General features: G+C 73.5%; 16 protein-coding genes. 11 read left to right on the plus strand and 5 right to left on the minus strand.

Annotated features, from left to right (window positions below):
• Positions 1 to 7: 7 nt before the first annotated feature.
• The gene (locus ACZ51D_RS27430) at positions 8 to 628 is read right to left on the minus strand and encodes a DUF4126 domain-containing protein (protein WP_360492355.1); all 621 of its coding nucleotides are present in this window, start codon (positions 626 to 628) and stop codon (positions 8 to 10) included.
• 563 nt (positions 629 to 1191) lie between these two features.
• Here ACZ51D_RS27430 and ACZ51D_RS27435 point away from each other — a divergent pair.
• From ACZ51D_RS27435 to ACZ51D_RS27445, 3 genes are all read left to right on the plus strand, one after another.
• A complete protein-coding gene (locus ACZ51D_RS27435) occupies positions 1192 to 1767 on the plus strand; it encodes an SAV_6107 family HEPN domain-containing protein (protein ID WP_465621655.1) in 576 nt (191 codons plus the stop codon).
• A gap of 96 nt (positions 1768 to 1863) precedes the next feature.
• On the plus strand, positions 1864 to 2619 hold the full coding sequence (locus ACZ51D_RS27440; protein ID WP_465663760.1) for a methyltransferase domain-containing protein: 756 nt from the start codon (positions 1864 to 1866) through the stop codon (positions 2617 to 2619).
• A 468-nt stretch (positions 2620 to 3087) separates the two neighbouring features.
• Complete coding sequence (locus ACZ51D_RS27445) at positions 3088 to 3477, plus strand: DUF3040 domain-containing protein (protein WP_360492347.1); 390 nt, start codon at positions 3088 to 3090, stop codon at positions 3475 to 3477.
• Between the two features lie 98 nt (positions 3478 to 3575).
• On the opposite strand, the gene ACZ51D_RS27450 is transcribed toward ACZ51D_RS27445, so the two are convergent.
• From ACZ51D_RS27450 to ACZ51D_RS27465, 4 genes are all read right to left on the minus strand, one after another.
• Complete coding sequence (locus tag ACZ51D_RS27450; RefSeq protein ID WP_465663761.1) at positions 3576 to 6032, minus strand: transglutaminase TgpA family protein; 2457 nt, start codon at positions 6030 to 6032, stop codon at positions 3576 to 3578.
• Positions 6029 to 7351: a DUF58 domain-containing protein gene (locus tag ACZ51D_RS27455; protein ID WP_360505357.1), complete on the minus strand. Its 1323-nt coding sequence runs from the start codon at positions 7349 to 7351 to the stop codon at positions 6029 to 6031. The genes ACZ51D_RS27450 and ACZ51D_RS27455 overlap by 4 nt, the downstream gene beginning before the upstream one ends.
• Position 7352: 1 nt before the next feature.
• Positions 7353 to 8297, minus strand: a complete 945-nt coding sequence (locus ACZ51D_RS27460) for an AAA family ATPase (RefSeq protein ID WP_360505465.1) — start codon at positions 8295 to 8297, stop codon at positions 7353 to 7355.
• Positions 8298 to 8646: 349 nt separating this feature from the next.
• Positions 8647 to 9189 carry a beta-class carbonic anhydrase gene (locus ACZ51D_RS27465; RefSeq protein WP_360505359.1) on the minus strand — a complete coding sequence of 181 codons (543 nt, stop codon included), beginning with the start codon at positions 9187 to 9189 and terminating at the stop codon, positions 8647 to 8649.
• Between the two features lie 537 nt (positions 9190 to 9726).
• On the opposite strand from ACZ51D_RS27465, the gene rsmH reads away from it, so the two are divergent.
• The 8 genes from rsmH to ftsW all read left to right on the plus strand — a co-directional run bounded on the left by rsmH (position 9727) and on the right by ftsW (position 20594).
• On the plus strand, positions 9727 to 10701 hold the full coding sequence (gene rsmH, locus ACZ51D_RS27470; protein WP_360505361.1) for a 16S rRNA (cytosine(1402)-N(4))-methyltransferase RsmH: 975 nt from the start codon (positions 9727 to 9729) through the stop codon (positions 10699 to 10701).
• Between the two features lie 155 nt (positions 10702 to 10856).
• Positions 10857 to 11375: a cell division protein FtsL gene (gene ftsL, locus ACZ51D_RS27475; RefSeq protein ID WP_465621460.1), complete on the plus strand. Its 519-nt coding sequence runs from the start codon at positions 10857 to 10859 to the stop codon at positions 11373 to 11375.
• Entirely contained in the window at positions 11372 to 13633 is a 2262-nt protein-coding gene (locus ACZ51D_RS27480; protein WP_465663762.1) for a peptidoglycan D,D-transpeptidase FtsI family protein, read from the plus strand. Before ftsL ends, ACZ51D_RS27480 begins: the two co-directional genes overlap by 4 nt.
• Before the next feature lie 93 nt (positions 13634 to 13726).
• Complete coding sequence (locus ACZ51D_RS27485) at positions 13727 to 15292, plus strand: UDP-N-acetylmuramoyl-L-alanyl-D-glutamate--2,6-diaminopimelate ligase (protein WP_465621456.1); 1566 nt, start codon at positions 13727 to 13729, stop codon at positions 15290 to 15292.
• Positions 15289 to 16692, plus strand: coding sequence for a UDP-N-acetylmuramoyl-tripeptide--D-alanyl-D-alanine ligase (locus tag ACZ51D_RS27490; protein WP_360505369.1), 1404 nt, complete (start codon positions 15289 to 15291; stop codon positions 16690 to 16692). The genes ACZ51D_RS27485 and ACZ51D_RS27490 overlap by 4 nt, the downstream gene beginning before the upstream one ends.
• Entirely contained in the window at positions 16692 to 17753 is a 1062-nt protein-coding gene (gene mraY, locus ACZ51D_RS27495; RefSeq protein ID WP_360505467.1) for a phospho-N-acetylmuramoyl-pentapeptide-transferase, read from the plus strand. Before ACZ51D_RS27490 ends, mraY begins: the two co-directional genes overlap by 1 nt.
• Positions 17750 to 19183 (plus strand): UDP-N-acetylmuramoyl-L-alanine--D-glutamate ligase, encoded by a 1434-nt coding sequence (murD, locus tag ACZ51D_RS27500; RefSeq protein WP_465663763.1) that lies wholly within the window; start codon positions 17750 to 17752, stop codon positions 19181 to 19183. Before mraY ends, murD begins: the two co-directional genes overlap by 4 nt.
• Positions 19184 to 19289: 106 nt before the next feature.
• A complete protein-coding gene (gene ftsW, locus ACZ51D_RS27505) occupies positions 19290 to 20594 on the plus strand; it encodes a putative lipid II flippase FtsW (protein WP_360505469.1) in 1305 nt (434 codons plus the stop codon).
• Positions 20595 to 20599: the final 5 nt, after the last annotated feature.

A 20599-nucleotide genomic window follows, 5' to 3' on the forward strand; every position in this document is an offset into this window, starting at 1 on the left:
CCGCCGGTCAGGCCCCCGGCTGCCCGGCGTACGCGCTCCCCACGGCCCGGGCGGCCTTGCGCTCGCGGCGGCGGGCCCGGAAGGCGCGGATCTTGCTGATCGCCAGCCAGACCAGCAGCAGGCCGACGGCCAGGACCACGGCGGCGATCGACGCGGCCAGCCAGGGGTGGAAGATCGCCAGGGTGACCAGGCCGGCCACCGAGAGGTCCTCCGCCATGCTGACCACGATGTTGCTGGCCGGCTCGGGAGATGTGTTGACTGCCATCCGCAGCGAGGCCTTCACCAGGTGGCTGACCAGCGCCGTGGTCCCGCCCATCACACCGGCCGCGACCTCGCTCAGCGAGCCGGGGTCGTTGCTCGCGATCAGCACGCCCACGGTGGCCCCGGCGATCGGCCGGATCACGGTGTGCACGACGTCCCAGACGCTGTCCACGTACGGGATCTTGTCGGCCACCGCCTCCATCGCGAACAGCACGGCGGCCGCGATCAGCACGTCCGTGCGCTCCAGCGCGTGCGGCACCGACTGCGCGTCGGCGAACCGGCCCAGCAGCCCGAGCAGCAGCACCACCGCATAGGCGTTGATTCCGCTGGCCAGTCCGCTGGTGAAGATCAGCGGCAGGATCGTCATGGCCTCCCCCTCCTCGTGAACCCGGGCCGGTTCCGGCCGGCCCCGCCGTACCGTACCGGGACCCGGGACGCCGTGCGGACGTGTGTCGGTTCCGGCGCGGGGGGACTGAGTACGGATACTCAGATCCGCGGTTGAGTACGTGAGCGGATGGCCTGCGACCTGCGGAGACGGGAGAGTAGTGGCACCCGGGAGGAACGGCGCGTCGGGCGCCGCTCCACCCGGGTGGCGGATCCGTCCAACCCTCCGGCCGTGATGGCCAGGGGGACGACGGGGGAGATCCGCGACGGGGCTGGTCACGGTCCCCGCACCGCCGGCACGGGGCGGCGGAGCGGGCCGGGGGGAGACCGGCCACGGGGGAAGTTCGTCACCGCCGCCCATGGGGGGAACGGCGGAGCGACGGAACACGGCGGCGGCGCGGACCGGGGGAGGGTCCGCGCCCGCCGCCGATCCGCGTGTCCGGGGCCAGGCGCCGGAGCGGACGGATTGTCAGTGGTGCCGTTCACGATGGAGGAGCACGGACCACCCGGTCCGCGCGCTGCCTCGGAACGGGGGAGACCATGACCATCAGCCACCCTGAGCCCGTCACCGCCCGCCTCCACTCCGCCGCCCTCCCCGTCACCCCGGGCCCGTCGGGCGCACGCCCCGCGGGCCGGGACGTCCACCCCGTGCCGCGCCGGACCGCCGCGCCGCCGGCCGCCCTCGACCTGCTCGCCGACGCCCACCGCACCCTCGCGCGGGCCCGCGCCCTGGAAGACCCGCTCGAGCGCTACGCCACCGCCCACCTGGCCGCGCTGCGCACGGTGGCGGCCGTCCTGGCCGTGCGCGGCCGCCCGGAGAAGAACCCGCGGCGGCGCAAGGCCATCCGCAGTGCCTGGGAGGTGCTGCCCGAGGTGGCCCCGGAGCTCGCCGAATGGGCGCTCTTCTACGGCGTCGGCGCCCGCCGACGGGCCGCCGCGGAGGCCGGGATCCGGGGCGCCGCGTCGGCCCGCGACGCCGACGACCTGATCCGCAACACCGCCCTGTTCCTGCGTCTGGTCGAGCGGCTGCTGGGCCTGCGGGTGGTCCCGCCCGCGCCGCGGCTGCCGCTGGACGGCGACGAGCGGCCGGGGGTGGAGGGCCCGCGCGCCCGGCGGGCATGAACGCCCGGCGGGCATGAGCACCCGGCGGGCGTGAGCACCCGGCAGGCTTAAGGTGGAGGCATCCTGATCGAACTGCACGTGCCAAGGAGTCCCACCTTGTACCCGACGCGTCCCCGCAGTGCCCTGCGTACCGCCGTGGTGTGGGAGGTGGTGCGGGCAGCCCTGGAGAAGCGGGCGGCCGAGCTGGACCAGCCGGTGCTCGACGTGGTCGACACCGGGGGCGGCACCGGTAACTTCGCCGTGCCGGTGGCCAAGCTCGGCCACCGGGTCACTGTGGTCGACCCGAGCCCGGACGCGCTGTTCGCCCTGGAGCGCCGGGCCGCCGAGGCCGGCGTGACAGACCTGGTGCGCGCCGTCCAGGGCGACACCCAGACGCTGCCCGAGCTGGTCGCCCCCGGCACCGTGGACGCGGTGCTCTGCCACGGTGTGCTCGAGGTCGTGGACGACCCGGCGGAGGCGCTGGGCAGCCTGGCCGGCACCCTGCGCAAGGGCGGCGGCCTGGTCAGCCTGCTGGCCGCCAACCGCAACGGCGCCGTGCTGGCCCGCGCGCTGGCCGGCCACTTCAACGAGGCCCGGACGGTGCTCTCCGCGACCGACGGCCGCTGGGGCGAGCAGGACCCGATGCCGCGCCGCTTCACCGGCGAGGAGCTGGGTCGGCTGGCCGAGGCCGCGGGCCTGCGGGTGGAGTCGGTGCACGGCGTCCGGGTCTTCGCCGACCTGGTCCCCGGGGTGCTGGTGGACACCGAGCCGGGCGCGCTGGAGGCGCTGCTGAAGCTGGAGGAGGCCGCCGCCGAGCAGCCCGCCTTCCACGCCGTGGCGACCCAGCTGCACCTGCTGGCCACCCTGGCCTGAGCCGTCCGTCACCGGGCCTTCGCGGCCTTCGCGAAGCCTTCGCGAGACCTACCGCCGCCGTACGGTTCGCGCACCGTACGGCGGCGGTTCGCGATCCGGTCGCCCGCCGGTTGTCCGGCCCGGCTGTCCGGCCGGTTTCCGCGCTCCGGCGGCGGAGCTCCCCAGGTCCGGACCGATTCCATCGGGTCGGGCACTTGTCCGGGGCGTGGCGCGTTGGCACGGGTGCGGCCGTGCCCGGTCGAAGTGGCCCGTCCCACGCGGCGCAGACCACTCCGTAACGGGCCTACGGACCGTATGATCTGGGTAAAGCCGGAAAGCATGACAGCCGGATGCGTGGGGCATATGGACGACACGGGCCGGGTCCCCCGCACAGGCGTCCGACCGTGTGCCCCAAGGCTGATTGGACTTGCCTCCCCGACCGGGGTGGGCGGACCGGTCGCACCCGCGACCGACGAGTAGGAGGACTCCGTGCCGCTCTCGGAGCACGAGCAGCGACTGCTCGACCAGATGGAGCGAGCGCTGTATGCCGAAGATCCCAAATTCGCGTCGGCGCTTGAGGGAACCGGGCTGCGCACTTACACCCGTCGGCGGGTCTACCTGGCCATCGCCGGATTCGTGGTGGGGATCGGCCTCTTGATGGGCGGCATGGTCGTACCGGATCAGATCTGGGTCAGCGTCGTGGGCTTCCTGGTCATGCTCGGGTGCGCGGTGTTCGCCGTGACGGGCTGGCGCCGCGGGCCCGCGACCCAGGGCTCCGGGCCCCGCCAGGCCGCCGCCCCGCGCCGCAAGGCCGGGATGATGGACCGGGTCGAGCAGCGCTGGCAGCGCCGCCGGGACGAGCAGACCGGCGGCTTCTGAGCCGTCGGGCCGTCCGGCGCGACCGAGACCTAAGACGCCGGGGGCGGGCAGTCGATCGACTGCCCGCCCCCGGCGTCTTTCCGTGTCCGGCCCGGAGCTCAGGACTCCTGAGTGTCCGACGTGGGGGTGTCCGACGGGGCGGCGTCCGGCCTGGGCCGCCGGGTGAAGACCCGCCGGAGCGGGGCGGTGGCCGCCTCGCCCGTCCGGGCCGCCCGGGTGCCGACGGCCGCCCGGGCCGCCCGCACCGCGTCGGAGGTCCGCCACCACAGCTGCGCCGAGGACGGCGGCAGCAGCAGCGCCCTGGTCCGCCCGGCCCGTCCGACGCTCGCCTGCAGGCCACGCCGGGCGGTGTGGACGTCGGCGGCCAGCGGTGCCGCGGTGGTCTGGCCGGGCGGGGCGTACAGCACCCGCTCGGTGGCCAGCGCCAGTCGGCCGGCGGCAGCCGCCGAGTCCGCGTCCAGGTCCGCCTTCTCGGTGATCCGTCGTGCGGCCGAGCGCGGGGTGCGTGACTCGTCCGGGGGAATTCCGAGGTCCCAGGCGGAGTCGACCAGCTCGTCCCAGGCGGCGAGCACCTGGGCTTCGGTCAGCTCCGCGGACCCGGTCCCGCCGGGGCGGCGCCGCCCGCCGCCGCCGAGCCGGCGACGGCGTACGGCCGTGCGCCAGAGCATCGGGACGAGCAGCAGTGCGATCACCGCCACCACCGCGGCGAGGGCGCCGAGCACCTGCCCGGACAGCAGCCAGGATTCTTCGGCGGTCTTGGCGGCGGTCTTGCCCTTCGGCCCGCAGTCGCCCAGCTGGCGCTGCTTGGCGGTGCAGTCCGAGGCGGCGGACGGCGCCGGGGCGGCCGACGCGGTCTGCGGGGCGGTGGTCGCGTGCTGGGTCGGCGCGGTGGTCGCGGCGCCGGACGTCTCGTTGTAGTGCGTCGCGATGCCGCGGCTCGGGGTCGGCTCGAAGCGCAGCCAGCCGTAGCCCGCGAAGTACAGCTCGGGCCAGGCGTGGTACATCCGGCCGCTCACCGAGTAGACGTTGCCGCCCTTGTTGTCGCCGGGGGTGAACCCGACGGCGACCCGGGCCGGGATCTTCAGCACCCGGGCCATCGCCGCCATGGTGGAGGCGAAGTGCACGCAGAAGCCCCGGCGGTCGCGCAGGAAGACCGCGATGGCGTTGCTGCCGGTGCCCGCGCTGACCGAGGTGTCGTACTTGAAGTCCGGGCCGGTGAACCAGTTCACCAGGGCCATCGCCCGGTCGTAGTCGTTCTGCGCGCCGCCGGTGATCGACCGGGCCTGGTCGGCGACCACGCCCGGCAGGTCGGACGGGACGACGGTGTAGTGGTCCCGGACGTCCTGCGGCGCGATGGGCGCCAGGCGCAGCTCGTTGGCGGTGGGCCGCAGGTCCAGGGCACTGGCGTGGTAGCGCAGCCCGCGGATCGCCTTGTCGTTGCTCGGGATGACGGTGCGGGTCAGCGGGTCGAGCTTCCAGTCCCCGCGGTTGGGGACCTGGACGGCGGCGGCCGGGTAGGGCAGCGGCAGCCAGCTGTTCTCCAGCCGGTCGCTGATCTGGAAGTCGGCCTCGACCCGGGGGACGTTGGCGTTGCGCAGGCCCTCGGGGGCGGGCAGCGACGCCGGGAGGTCGTTGACCGTGGTGCTGCCGAGCCGCCAGCTGGTGCCGTCGAACTGGTCCAGCGAGCCGGTCCGCAGGTAGATCTGGTCGGCCAGCTCGCTGTCCATGGTGTAGCTGAGCAGCTCGGCGTCGGTGGGCTTGGTGATCGCGGCCTCCAGGCTGACCAGCGGGTCGAGGCTGGTCGCCACGCTCCCGCCGGTGCCCTTGCCGGAGCTTCCGCCGGAGCCGGAGTGCAGCAGCCCGGCGTCCCAGTGCGGGAGGACGACCGGGAGCAGTATCGCCACGGCCAGCGCCAGGACGCCGACCTGTCGGCCGCCCGGGCTGACCTTGGAGGAGCTCACGGTGCCGCGGGCGGTGCCGCGGAAGACCCGGCCCCAGCGGGAGACCCGGTCCTGGCCCTCGGCGAAGAGCAGCAGCAGGTAGCCGGCCGCGGCGGCCGCGAACCAGAGCCAGCTGCCGTGGTCCCCGGACAGGCCGTTGCCGATCGAGTAGAGCGCCAGCAGCGGCAGCCCGGCCAGGGCCGAGTGCCGGTAGGTCACCGCGACGGTGTCCACCACGATGGCGATCAGGCCGACCGCCGAGACCAGGATCAGCCGCAGGCCGGCGGTGGGCGGCGCCGGGATCGCGTACTGCTGGATGTCGTCCAGACCGGTGGAGAAGACCTGCTCCAGGACCCGCAGCGAGGACGGCCCGGGCAGCGCACTCCCGGCGAAGCCGATGACCACCAGCAGGAGCAGCACCAGCAGCTGCCCGACCGGCACCGTCCAGCGGTACAGCGGGGAGCGGCGCAGGCCGGCGCCGACCCCGGCGACGACGGTGATCACCAGGACGGCGTGGGTGAGCCAGCTGCGCGAGGTCAGCAGCGGGAGCAGGCAGAACGAGGCGAGGGCGGTGGCCAGCGCCGCGTAGACGGTCAGTTTGGCCCGGGTGGTCACGCGCCGGCCTCTTCTCGGTTGGGGGCGGTCGTCTTGGCGCCTTCGGCGGCCCGCCACAGGTCCGGTACGGAGTCGCCGGCGCGCACCGGAATGACCGTCCAGCCGGCCTCGCGCAGCTGCCGGACCCGGGCCCGGACCTCGTCGCCGCCGGTGTTCGGGGCGAGCATCCGCAGGCCGGCCCAGGTGCCGGTGTCCAGCAGGAAGGCGATCGCCCCGCCGGTACGGCTGCGCAGTCGGCCCAGCCGGGCGGTCTGCGTGTCGTCCAGCTCGCCGAGGACGGCGACCAGCAGGCCCTCGCCGCCGGTGCGCAGCGGCTCCTCGGCGCGGGAGAGCGTGCCGCCGTCGGACAGGTCGGCGACCGCGAGGGCGTCCAGGATCAGCCCGGAGGTGTCGGCGGCGTTGTTGTGGCCGCCCGCGCCGGGCCCGGGCACCGAGAGGCCGGTGTCGGTGAGCAACTGGGTCTGGTAGCCGCGCTCCAGCAGGTGCGTGGCGACCGAGGCGGCGCAGCTGACCGCCCACTCGAAGGAGGAGGCGGGGCCGCTGCCCCGGTGGCCGATCTCGCGGGTGTCCAGCAGGACGGTGGCCCGGGCCCGCTGCGGCTGCTCCTCGCGGCGCACCATCAGCTCGCCGTACTTGGCGGTGGAGCGCCAGTGCACCCGGCGCAGGTCGTCGCCGGGCCGGTACTCGCGCAGGATCACGTCGTCGTCGCCGGCCAGCGCGAGGGTGCGGCTGTGGCTCTCGCCCTGGCCGAGCCACTCGCCGCTGAGCCGGACGAACGGCAGGGCCTGGACCTGGGGGACGACGGTGAGGACGTCGGAGGCGGTGAAGGCGCGGGTCACCTCGCACATCCCGAACGGGTCGGACAGCCGCAGCTGCAGCGGCCCGAGCGGGTAGCGCCCGCGCAGGTCGGAGCGGACCCGGTAGGAGACCTCGCGGTGGCCGCGCGGCTCGACCCGGTCCAGCACGAAGCGCGGGCGCGGCCCGAGCACGTACGGGACCTTGTCCTCCAGGAGCAGCAGGCCGGTGGGCACCCGGGAGACGTTGTCGAGCCGCAGGTGGACCCGGGCCTCCTGGCCGGCGATCGCCCGGCGCGGGCTGAGCCGGCGGCCGCTGGCGACCCGGTACCGGGTGTTGGCGACCACCACCACGGCGACCAGCGGGAGCGCGGCGAGCAGCACGCCGACCCGCAGCAGGGCGTCCTGGTCGAGCAGGTAGGCGCAGACCACCGCGGTGAGGCCGGCGGCGAGGAAGGACCGGCCCCGGGTGGTGAGGCCGTGGAAGCCGGCTCGCAGCCCTGACGCCGAGTCGGACTGGACCACCTCAGCCCCTCCGGACGGCCGGGCCGCCCTGCGGGCGAGGCAGCGGCAGCCGGGCGACCAGGTCGGTCACGATCTGCTCGGAGGTGCGGCGGCTGAGCTGGGTCTCGGCGGTCGGCATCAGGCGGTGCGCGAGGACCGGGACGGCGAGGCGCTGGACGTCGTCCGGGGTGACGTAGTCGCGCCCGTCCAGCGCGGCGGCGGCGCGGGCGGCCCGGACCAGGTGCAGGGTGGCGCGCGGCGAGGCGCCCAGGCGCAGCTCGTGGCTGGTGCGGGTAGCGCCGACCAGGTCGACGGCGTAGCGGCGGACCGGGTCGGCGATGTGCACGGTGCGGACCAGGTCGACCAGCTTGAGGATGTCGGCGGCGTGCGCGACCGGCTGGAGGTCCTCCAGCGGGCTGGCGCCGGAGTGCACGTCCAGCATCGCGAGCTCGGCCTCGGGGCTGGGGTAGCCGATCGAGATCCGGGCCATGAAGCGGTCGCGCTGGGCCTCCGGGAGGGGGTAGGTGCCCTCCATCTCGACCGGGTTCTGGGTGGCCACGACCATGAACGGCGAGGGCAGCTCGTAGCTGGTGCCGTCGATGGTGACCTGGCGCTCCTCCATGGACTCCAGCAGCGCGGACTGGGTCTTGGGCGAGGCGCGGTTGATCTCGTCGCCGACCACGATCTGGGCGAAGATCGCGCCCGGGCGGAACTCGAAGTCGTGCCGCTGCTGGTCGTAGATGTTGGTGCCGGTGACGTCCGAGGGCAGCAGGTCGGGCGTGAACTGGATGCGACGCACGGTGCAGTCGACCGAGCGGGCGAGCGCCTTGGCCAGCATGGTCTTGCCGACGCCGGGTACGTCCTCCAGCAGCAGGTGGCCCTCGGCGAGCAGCACGGTCAGGGCGATCCGGATGGCCTCCGGCTTGCCCTCGATCACGCTCTCGATGTTGGTGCGGATCCGGTCCACGACCGCGGCGAGCTCGGGGAGCCCGACCTGCTGGTACCCGTTCGCCCTCTGCTCGCCCCCCGCAGGACCACCGAGACCGGCCTGATCGTTGTAGCTCGTCACCCGTTTACGCTCCCTGGCACCCTGTGCCCGCCCCGTCCCGAGGCCGGACCCCACCCCATGCTTGACGCGGCCGTCCCGGGGACGGTTCCGATGGCGGATCCGGCGTCGGGGAGGCGGCCTGCGGCCCGGTCGCCCCAGGTGGTTCGGGGTCTGACCGGCAGCCGCATTCTCCCCCGCGCGATGGCCAGAAGTCACCATTCGGCCGACCCCGAATGCCGGTGGGGCGGGGGGCGGGGCCGGAGACCGCCTACCGGATCTCGCGCAGCAGGCCGGTGTGGACGTCGAAGACGAAGCCGCGGACGTCGTCCGTGTGCAGCAGGAAGGGCGAGGTGCGCACGCGCTGCATGGACTGGCGGACGTCGCCGTCCAGGTCGACGAAGGCCTCCACCGCCCACTGCGGGCGCTGGCCGACCTCCAGCTCCAGCTCGCGGCGGAAGTCCTCGGTGAGCCCGAGCAGGCCGCAGCCGGTGTGGTGGATCAGCGCGATCGAGCGGGTGCCGAGGGCGCGCTGGCTGATGGTCAGGGACCGGATGGTGTCGTCGGTGACGACGCCGCCGGCGTTGCGGATGACGTGCGCGTCGCCCAGTTCGAGGCCGAGCGCCGCGAACAGGTCGAGGCGGGCGTCCATGCAGGCCACCACGGCGATCTTCTGCACCGGGCGGGCGTCCATGCCGCCGTCCTGGAAGGTCACCGCGTACTCGCGGTTGGCCGCGACGAAGCGGTCGATGATGGTGGGTCCGGCGGGAGCGGCAGCGGCGTTCGGCGTGGGCCGGTCGGGGGTCACTGTCATGCCGGCGACGTTAGTGCGAATCCGGCGTCCGCGGTGGGGTGAAGAGCTACAGAACAGGAGGCTGTGATCGAGTGCATAGCCACAACGGGAGGGTTTGTCCGGGCTGGTCCCGGATGGGTCGTACGCGGGTCGTGGGGTGGGGGCGCGCGACGATGTCCGAAGGCCCCCGGATCGGGCCGCCGCGGGACCACCCCAACGGCCACGACCTGCGGTGATCCGTTCCGCCGCCCGGGTGGTGCGCCGGAGCGGACCATTGACTGGCAGGGCCTGGGCGATAGAGTTTGCGGCGCAGTGGAGCACACCCGCCGGAGCCCGTCAACCGGGCCTTCCCGGCCGGTGCGGCCGGTCGACGCGGCCCGTGGCCTCCACCCGCTCCGTGCTCACCTGGCGCACCTTCCCCGGTGCCGGGCGGTCACGATCTTCCCCTCGAGCGGGCGGGGACCACGGGCCGCTTCGTCGTGCCGGGGGACGGTGGGCGAGAATGGTGGCAGCTCCCGGGCCTCGGGCTGCTCCGCACGAAGAAGGGCGCCACCGCGCATGACCACCAACGAACCGGGCCCCAAGCACGTTCCGGTGATGCTGCAGCGGTGCATGGACGCCCTGGCGCCGGCGATCTCGCGCCCCGGCGCCGTGGTGGTGGACGCCACCCTCGGCCTCGGCGGGCACAGCGAGGCGCTGCTCACCCAGTTCCCCGAGGTCCGGCTCGTCGCGGTGGACCGCGACCCGCAGGCACTGAAGCTCTCCGGCGAGCGGCTGGCCCCGTTCGGCGACCGGGCGACGCTGGTGCACGCCGTCTACGACGAGATCCCCGAGGTGCTGGAGCGCCTGGGCATCGACCGCGTGGACGGCGTCCTGTTCGACCTCGGCGTCTCCTCGATGCAGTTGGACGAGGCGGACCGCGGCTTCGCGTACGCGCAGGACGCTCCGCTGGACATGCGGATGGACCAGACCCGGGGGATCAGCGCGGCGGAGGTGCTGAACACCTACAGCCACGGCGAGCTGGCCCGGATCCTCAAGTTCTACGGCGAGGAGCGGTTCGCCGGGAAGATCGCCTCGGTGATCCTCCGGGAGCGGGAGAAGGAACCGTTCACCAACAGCGCGCGTCTGGTCGATCTGGTGCGCAACGCCATTCCGGCGGCGACCCGCCGCACCGGCGGAAACCCGGCCAAGCGGACGTTCCAGGCGCTGCGGATCGAGGTCAACGGCGAGCTGGAGGTCCTGGACCGGGCGATCCCGGGGGCGCTGGACGCCCTCACGATCGGCGGCCGGATCGTCGTGATGTCCTACCAGTCGCTGGAGGACCGCCTGGTGAAGCAGTACTTCGCCGCCGGGGCGACCAACACCGCCCCGCCGGGGCTGCCGTTCATCCCGGAGGAGCACCAGCCCTGGCTCAAACTGATCACCCGCGGTGCCGAGCAGGCCACCGAGGAGGAGATCGAGGAGAACCGGCGCGCCGCGCCCGTACGGCTGCGGGTGGCGGAGAGGATCAGGGACCGAAGCAAGCGGGGCTGACGAACGGTCCGGCGGGGTCCGAAGGGCGGAGGAGAGCGGTGGGGCCGGTGGCCGGTGAGGTCCGGGCGGGGCGGGGAGGACTCCCCGGACAGGGGAGGGCACGCATCACGGTCCGGCCGGGGAAACGCCCGGTCCGGGGGCGCACGCCGTTCGCGGTGCTCGTCGTGGTGCTGCTGGCGGCGGGGCTGCTCGGGCTGCTGGCGCTGAACACCGCGCTCAACGAGGGCTCCTTCGAGCTGTCCCGGCTGCAGAAGCAGACCACCGTGGCGACCGACGAGCAGCAGAGCCTGCAGCACCAGATCGATCAGAGCTCGGCCCCGGACGCGCTGGCCAGGCGAGCCGCCGAGCTGGGCATGGTCCCGGCCGGGGGGATGGCCTTCCTGGACGTCCCGAACGGAGGCAAGGTGGTCGGCACGCCCGGCCCGGCGCAGGACAGCCCGCCGGTGAAGCGCTCCACGGCCGACCCCTGGCCGACCAAGCCCGTGCCGGGCGGCGCCCAGCCGAGCACCGGACCGTCGCCGGCCGCCCAGCCGCCGGCCCCGCCGGCCGTGCCGACGACACCGGCCGCACCGACCACCACGGCGACTCCGACGACGGCGGCCTCGGCCGGCGACTCGGTGATCCAGCTCAACCCGGCCTCGCCCGCCGCGCCGAACGGGGGCCCCGGCCGATGACCACGCCTCGTCAGCCCTCCGGTTCGGGCTCCGGCAACGGCCGCCGCCCGGTGCCTCGGTCCGCCGCGCCGCGCGGCCAGTCCGGCTCCGGTCGGCCGCAGCCCGCCAAGAGCCAGCCCACGCGCGGCCAGCCGGCCAAGGCCCCGTCCCCGAAGGCCCAGCCCCCGAAGGCTCAGCCCCCGAAGGCCCAGCCCCCGCGCGGCCAGTCGGCGGCCAAGGCCCAGCCCGCGAAGGTGCAGCCCGCCAAGGCCGCCGTGTCCCGCAGCGCCCCGCGCACGCCGCAGCAGCGGCGTCCGGAGGGCCGGCCGCCGGCCCGCAGCCAGGCGGCGGTGCGGCCGCGCCCGAAGAGCCGGCTGCCGCAGCGCCCCAAGGCGCTCAAGCTGGCCGAGCCGAAGCGCCGGCTGCGGGTGATCACCGTGGTGATGTCGCTGGTGTTCTCGGTCTTCGCGGGCCGCCTGATCCAGCTCCAGCTGGTCGACTCGGACGCGCTGGCCGCCGACGCCAACACCAACCGCTACCTGAACATCCCGATCACCGCCGAGCGCGGCTCGATAGCGTCCGCCGACGGGGTGGCGCTGGCCGCCACCGTCGACGCGTACGACATCACCGCCGACCCGGCGATGTTCACCCCGGAGGCGACCGGCATCCCGGACGCGCCGGAGCAGGCGGCCGCCCTGCTGTCGCCGATCCTCGGTGTGCCCAAGGAGAGGATCGCCGCCGACCTGCACACCCCCAAGACCCGCTACAAGCGGCTCGCCGCCCAGCAGACCCCGGCCGCCAAGAACCAGATCAGCGACCTCAAGTCGAGCCTGGAGAAGCAGGCCGGCTCGCGGGCCTGCCAGGTCCAGAAGAAGCTGCTCGGCAAGCCCGCCGACCAGGGCGGGCGCACCCGGGTGGACAACGAGTGCGCCAACCCGCTGGCCGGGGTGTTCAACCGGGAGACCCAGAAGCGGGTCTACCCCGCCGACGGGCTGGCCGCCAACCTGGTCGGCTTCGTCAACGGCGAGGGCGCGGGCGCCGGGGGGCTGGAGCTGCAGTACCAGCAGCAGCTGGCCGGCAAGGACGGCCACAGCAGCTACGCCCAGGCCGGCGGACGGCTGGTGCCCACCGCCGGGGGCTCGATGGACCCGGCCGTGCCCGGCAGCGACGTGAAGCTGACCATCAACCGGGACATCCAGTGGGCCGCCCAGCGGGCGATCACCGACCAGGTGGCCAACTCCGGCGCGGAGAAGGGCTACGTGGTGGTCCAGGACGTGAAGACCGGCCAGGTCCTCGCGATGGCCACCGCGCCCGGCTTCAACCCGAACGACCTGAGCCTGTCCAAGCAGGCCCAGCTGGGCAACCCCGCCCTGGTCGACGCGTACGAGCCGGGCAGCACCGCCAAGCTGATGAGCCTGGCCGCCGTCCTGGACTCCGGCAAGGCCACCTGGGACACCAAGGTCACCGTCCCCAACCGGCTGGTCCGGGCCGGCCAGCAGTTCAAGGACGACGTCAACCACGACCCCTGGTACCTGACCCTGGCCGGAGTGCTGGCCAAGTCCTCCAACATCGGCACCATCGAGGCGATCGAGACCCTCGGTGACGGCAACCAGCTCCAGGCCAACAAGGTGCTGGACGGCTACATGCGCAAGTTCGGCGTCGCCCAGCCGACCGGCCTGAACTTCCCCGGGGAGACCCCGGGGATGCTCAAGAAGCCGGAGGACCTGGTCGCTTCGGAGAAGTACAACATCTCCTTCGGCCAGGGCCCGCTGCAGATGAACGCGCTGCAGGCCACGTCGGTCTACTCGACCATCGCCAACGGCGGGGTGCGGGTCGCGCCCAGCATCGTCCAGGGCGTCACCGGCCCGGACGGCAAGTACACCGCGACGCCGCCGGGGGAGCAGACCCGGGTGGTCAGCGACCAGACCGCCAAGACCCTCACCTCGATGCTGGAGTCGGTCGTCGACGACGAGCAGGGCACCGGCGGCAAGGCCGCCATCCCCGGCTACCGGGTCGCGGGCAAGACCGGCACCGCCGACCGGGGCGCCGCCAACGGCGTCGGCTACGACGGCTACACCGCCTCCTTCATCGGCTTCGCCCCCGCCGACGCCCCCCGCGTCACCGTCTCCTGTACTCTCCAGGGCCCGGTCAACGGCCACTTCGGCGGCCAGCTGTGCGGCCCGGTGTTCAAGCAGGTGATGGAGTTCACCCTGAAGACCCTGCAGGTCCCGCCGAGCGGCAGCCAGGCGCCCAACCTGCCCGTCGAGTGGAAGCCGTGAGCGAGCATGAGCGACGAGCGGGCCGGGTCGGCCGACGGTGCGGCGAAGGGCCGGTTTGGCCCTGGGCACCCTTCGGCGGATAGCCTTCCCGCCGTGCCGAAACCCGATCAAACCACCGTGAGTCCGCCCCGCCCGACCGGGACCGCCGCTCTGCCGCTGGCCGAGCTGGCCGTCCGGCTGGGTCTCGCGCCCGTCGAGGGCGGCGCCGTCACCGGCGTCACCCACGACTCCCGCGCGGTCCGCCCGGGCGATGTGTACGTGGCCTTCCCGGGCGCCAACCACCACGGCGCGGCCTTCGCGGCCAAGGCCGCGGAGTCCGGCGCGGTGGCCGTGCTCACCGACCTGGCGGGCGCCGACCTGGCGGCCGACACCGGTCTGCCGCTGCTGGTCGTCGAGCGGCCGCGAGCCGTCATGGGCGAGCTCGCCGCGATCGTCTACGGCCGCCCCTCCGAGCGGCTGCTGATGATCGGGCTGACCGGCACCAACGGCAAGACCACCACCTCGTACCTGGTCGAGGGCGGCCTGCGCGGCGCCGGGCGCCACCCCGGCGTGATCGGCACCGTCGAGATGCGGGTCGGCGAGGAGCGGATCAAGAGCGAGCGCACCACCCCCGAGGCCACCGACCTGCACGCGATCCTCGGCGTGATGGCCGAGCGCGGCGCCGACGCGGTGACCATGGAGGTCTCCAGCCACGCCCTGGTCTTCGGCCGCACCGACGGCGTCGCGTACGACGTCGCGCTGTTCAACAACCTCACGCCCGAGCACCTCGACTTCCACCCGGACATGGAGGACTACTTCCAGGCGAAGGCCCGGCTCTTCCAGCCCGGCAAGTCCCGCCACGGCGTGGTGAACCTGGACGACGAGTACGGCCGCCGGCTCGCCGCCGAGGCCAAGATCCCGGTGACCACCTTCTCCGCCACCGGCGCCGCGGACGCCGACTGGCGGGCCGTGGACGTCCGGCTCGGCCCGGTCGGCTCCACCTTCCGGGTGCTCGGCCCGGACGGCGCCGAGGCCGAGGCGGCCGTCCCGCTGCCCGGCCCGTTCAACGTCGCCAACGCGATCGCCGCGATCACCCTGCTGGTCGCCGCCGGGCTGCCGCTGGAGCAGGCCGTGGCCGGCGTCGCCGCGGTTCCCGGCGTGCCCGGCCGTCTGGAGCGGGTGGACGCCGGCCAGCCGTTCGTGGCCGTCGTGGACTACGCGCACAAGCCGGACGCCCTGCAGGCCGTCCTCGCCTCGCTGCGCGAGGTCACCAAGGGCCGGCTGCACGTCGTCGTCGGCTGCGGCGGCGACCGCGACCCGCACAAGCGCGGCCCGATGGGCGCCATCGCCGCCCGCCTCGCCGACACCGCCCTGCTGACCAGCGACAACCCGCGCAGCGAGGACCCGCTGGCGATCCTCGCCACTATGCTGACCGGCGCCGCCGCGGTGCCGGAGGCCGAGCGCGGGGCCGTCCTGGTCGTTCCCGACCGGGCCGAGGCGATCCAGCTGGCGGTCGCCCGCGCCCAGGCGGGGGACACCGTGCTGGTGGCCGGCAAGGGCCACGAGCTCGGCCAGTACGTACGAGACGAGATCCGCCCCTTCGACGACCGGGAGGTGCTGCGCGAGTCCATCGCGCGGACCACGGCCGTGCGGGGCGACCGAGGAGTAGAGCAGCAGTGATCGCACTGACCCTCGCCGAGGTGGCCGCCGCAGTCGGGGGCACCCTGGACGGCGCCGACCCGGACACCCTGGTCACCGGCCCGGTCGAGGTCGACTCGCGCAAGGTGAGCCCCGGCGGCCTGTTCGCGGCCTTCGTCGGCGAACACGTGGACGGCCACGACTACGCGACCACAGCCGTCGAGGCCGGCGCCGTCGCGGTGCTGGCCTCCCGCCCGGTCGGCGTGCCCGCCGTCCTGGTCGACAGTGTGGTGGAGGCGCTCGGCAGGCTGGCCCGTACCGTGGTCGCCCGCGCCGAGGGCACCGCCGTGGTCGCGCTGACCGGCTCGGCCGGCAAGACCAGCACCAAGGACATGATCGCGCAGCTGCTCCAGCGCCACGGTGCGACCGTCTACCCGCCCGGCTCGCTCAACAACGAGATCGGCCACCCGATGACCGCGCTGCGGGTCGAGGCCGGCACCCGGCACCTCGTCATGGAGATGGGCGCCCGGCACAAGGGCGACATCGAGTACCTCACCTCGATCACCCCGCCCCGGGTCGGCGTGGTCCTGAACGTCGGCACCGCCCACGTCGGCGAGTTCGGCTCCCAGGAGGCGATCGCCGAGGCCAAGGGCGAGCTCGTCGAGGCGCTGCCCGTCGACGGCACCGCGATCCTCAACGCGGACGACCGGCTGGTGCGCGCGATGGCCACCCGCACCAAGGCGAAGGTGGTCCTGTTCGGGGAGTCCCCGGACGCCCACGTCCGGGCGACCGACGTTCGCCTGGACGCCACCGGACGGCCATCGTTCACGCTCACCACCCCGGCCGGTTCCGCGCCCGTGCAACTGCGCCTGTACGGTGAGCACCACGTCTCGAACGCCCTCGCCGCCGCCGCGGTGGCGGTGGAGCTCGGGATGTCCGTCGACGACACCGCCGCAGCCCTGGGCGAGGCGGGTGCGCTGTCCCGCTGGCGCATGGAGGTCGTCGACCGGGCCGATGGTGTCACCGTCGTCAACGACGCCTACAACGCGAACCCCGACTCGATGCGGGCCGCGCTGCGGGCGCTGGTCTCGATGGGGGGTCGCGGCCCGGAGCGCCGCCGCACCTGGGCGGTGCTCGGCGAGATGCGGGAGCTCGGCGAGGAGAGCCTGGCCGAGCACGACGCCATCGGGCGGCTCGCCGTCCGGCTGGACGTCACCAAGCTGGTGGCGGTCGGCGGACGCGAGGCGGCCTGCATGGAACTCGGCGCGAGGAACGAAGGTTCGTGGGGTGAGGAGTCGGTGCTGGTGTCCGACGCGGACGCGGCGGTCGAGTTGCTGCGCAGTCAGCTGCGGCCGGGGGATGTGGTCCTGGTGAAGGCATCCCGTTCGGTGGGGCTGGAGAAGGTGGCCGAGGCCCTCCTGACGGACGGTGCTGCCCGATGATGAAGCAGATCCTCATCTCCGGGATGATCGGCCTGATCCTCTCGCTGGCCGGCACGCCCGCCCTGATCAAGCTGCTCGCCCGGCAGGGCTACGGCCAGTACATCCGCGACGACGGCCCGAAGGCGCACCACAGCAAGAAGGGCACGCCCACCATGGGCGGCATCGCCTTCATCCTGGCGACCCTGATCGCGTACTTCGGCACCAAGGCGATAACGGGCGAGAGCCCGACCGCCTCCGGGCTGCTGGTGCTCTTCCTGACCACGGGCCTCGGCCTGGTCGGCTTCCTGGACGACTACATCAAGGTGGTCAAGCGCCGCTCGCTCGGCCTGCGGGCCAAGGCGAAGCTGGCCGGCCAGTCCATCGTCGGCCTTGCCTTCGCGATCCTGGCCCTGCAGTTCCACGACGACCGGGGGCTCAGCCCGGCCTCGCAGTCGCTGTCCTTCGTGCGCGACTTCAAGTGGTCGATCGGCCCCGTGCTGTTCGTCATCTTCGCCTACTTCATGATCGCCGCGACCTCCAACGGCGTGAACCTGACGGACGGTCTGGACGGCCTCGCCACCGGCGCCTCCGTGATGGCCTTCGGCGCCTACACCTTCATCGGCGTCTGGGAGTACGGGCAGAGCTGCGCCTACACCGTCACCGCGACCGTCAGCTGCTACGACGTCCGCGACCCACTGGACCTCGCGGTGGTCGCGGCCGCCCTGATGGGCTCCTGCTTCGGCTTCCTGTGGTGGAACACCTCGCCCGCCAAGATCTTCATGGGTGACACCGGCTCGCTCGCCCTCGGCGGCGCCCTCGCCGGTCTGGCGATCTGCTCCCGCACCGAGCTGCTGCTCATCATGCTCGGCGGCCTCTTCATGGTCATCACCCTGTCGGTGATCATCCAGGTCGGCTCCTTCCGGATGACCGGCAAGCGCGTCTTCAAGATGGCACCACTGCAGCACCACTTCGAACTCAAGGGCTGGAGCGAAGTCCTGGTCGTGGTCCGCTTCTGGATCATCCAGGGCCTCTGCGTGGCCGTCGGCCTCGGCCTCTTCTACGCGGGATACCGGACCGGATGACCAACCCTGACTTCTCCGAACTGCCCGTCGTCGTCGCCGGACTCGGCGTCTCGGGCATCAGCGCCGCACGCGCCCTGCACGGCCTCGGCGCCCGCGTCACCGTCGTGGACGGCGGCGGCGGGCCTGGCCTGGCCGCCCGGGCCGCCGAGCTGGAGGCGCAGGGCATCACCGTGCGCCTCGGCGACGGCGCGAGCCTGCCCGAGGGCACCGAGCTGATCGTCACCTCGCCCGGCTGGGCCCCGGACAGCCCGCTGTTCGCCGCCGCCGAGGCGGCCGGGGTGCCGGTCTGGGGCGACGTCGAGCTCGCCTGGCGGCTGCGCAAGCCGCTGCCGGGCACCGGCGAGCCCGCCCCCTGGCTGGCCGTCACCGGCACCAACGGCAAGACCACCACCGTCCAGATGCTCGCCTCGATCCTCGCCGCAGCCGGCATGCGCACCGCCGCCGTCGGCAACGTCGGGGTCTCGGTGCTGGACGCGGTGCTCGCCGAGGAGCCGTACGACGTGCTCGCCGTCGAGCTCTCCAGCTACCAGCTGCACTGGGCGCCCTCGCTGCGCCCGTACTCGGCCGCGGTGCTCAACCTGGCGCCCGACCACCTCGACTGGCACGGCTCGATGGAGGCGTACGCCGCCGACAAGGGCCGGATCTACGAGGGCAACGTCGTCGCCTGCGTGTACAACCTGGCCGACCCGGCCACCGAGGCGCTGGTCCGCGAGGCCGACGTCGAGGAGGGCTGCCGGGCGATCGGTTTCGGCCTCGGCGCCCCGGGCCCGTCGAACTTCGGCGTGGTGGACGGGCTGCTGGTGGACCGCGCCTTCATCGAGGACCGGGCCAAGAACGCGGCCGAGCTGGGCTCCGTCGAGGACGTCAACCCTCCTGCCCCGCACAACATCGCCAACGCGCTCGCCGCGGCGGCGCTGGCCCGGGCGTACGGCGTCGAGCCGAAGGCCGTCCGGGAGGGCCTGCGGGCCTTCCGCCCGGACGCCCACCGGATCGCCGAGGTCGGCGTGGTCCGCGAGGTCACCTACATCGACGACTCCAAGGCCACCAACACCCACGCGGCGGCCGCCTCGCTGGCCGCCTACCGGCCGATCGTCTGGATCGCCGGGGGCCTCGCCAAGGGCGCGACCTTCGACGACCTGGTGCAGGGCGCGGCCGAGCGGCTGCGCGCCGCGGTGCTGATCGGCCAGGACCGGGCGCTGATCCGCGAGGCGCTGGAGCGACACGCTCCGGATGTGCCGGTGATCGAGGCGGCCGAGGGCCAGACTGGCGCGGTGGCGATGGCCGAGGTCGTCCGCGCGGCCGCGTCGCTCGCCCAATCGGGTGACACCGTGCTGCTGGCCCCGGCCTGCGCCTCGATGGACATGTTCACCAATTACGGCGAGCGCGGCGACCTGTTCGCGGCGGCCGTCCGGGAGCTTGCGGACAGCTAGGGCACTGGGCCTCCGGCGAGAGCACAGAACGGGTAGGGGCGTGGCGGGGCAGGGCAGGGCGGAATCCGGCGTTGGCAAGCAGGACGCCGCCGAGCCGTGGCGAGTGATCTCCGCCACCACGACCAAGTACAAGTCGGCCGGTCCGCTGGCCCGCGTCCAGGCCTTCCGGGCCCGGCTCGGGTACTGGCTGGACCGGCCGCTCACGCCGTACCTGCTGGTCGTCGGCAGCACGCTGCTGCTGGTCGTGCTCGGCCTGATGATGGTCTTCTCGGCCTCGCAGATCCTCGCCCTGAACCAGCACCACGCGGCCCAGTACTACTTCCTCAAGCAGCTGATCGCGGCCATCCTCGGCCTGGTCCTGCTGATCGGCTTCGCCTCCGTCCCCGTGGCGGTGCTGCGGGTGATCGTCTACCCGGTGATGTTCGGGGTGATCGGCGCGCTCACGCTGGTCGCCGTGCCCGGCATCGGGGTGCGGATCAACGGCAACCAGAACTGGCTGGATTTCGGCTTCTTCCAGTTCCAGCCCTCCGAGTTCGCCAAGCTCGCGCTGGTGCTCTGGGGCGCCGACCTGCTCGCCCGCAAGCAGAAGGCCGGCACCCTGAACTCCTGGAAGCACCTGCTGGTACCGCTGGTGCCGGGAGCCCTGCTGCTGCTCGCGCTGATCATGTTCGGCGGCGACATGGGCACCTCGATGATCCTGGTGGCCATGGTGTTCGCGCTGCTGTGGATGGTCGGAGCACCACTGCGGCTGTTCGTGGCCACCGTCGGGGTCGCGGTGGTGGTCTGCACCGCGCTGGTCATCACCGTCCCGCACCGCGCGGAGCGACTGGGCTGCATCGGCGTCACCAAGCTCGACCCCGAAGGCGCCTGCTTCCAGGCCCTGCACGGCGTCTTCGCGTTCGCGAACGGCGGTGGCTTCGGCACCGGCCTCGGCGCCGGCGTGGAGAAATGGGGTCAGCTGCCCGAGGCGCACACCGACTTCATCTTCGCCGCGACCGGCGAGGAACTGGGCCTGGTGGGGACGCTGTCGGTGATCGGCCTCTTCGCGGCACTAGGCTACGCGGGTATCCGTGTGGCCATCGGCACGAAGGACCCCTTCGTCAGGTACGCCGCGGGAGCCGCCACCACCTGGATCATGGCGCAGGCCATGATCAACCTGGGGTCGGCGCTGGGACTGCTGCCCATTGCGGGCGTCCCGCTCCCGCTGTTCTCCTACGGCGGTTCCGCCATGCTGTCGGCCATGTCCGCGATCGGTGTGCTGCTGTGCCTGGCACGCAGTACCTCGGGCGCGAAGGCGGCCCTGGCCGCCCGGAACAAGAACTCCCGGATCAGGAAGCGACTGGCCCGGGTGCTGACACGACGACGAACCACAGCGCGCCCGGCCCCCGGGCCGGCACGCAGGGAGCGGTGAATTTC

The organism is Kitasatospora sp. NPDC033851 (assembly GCF_055576085.1).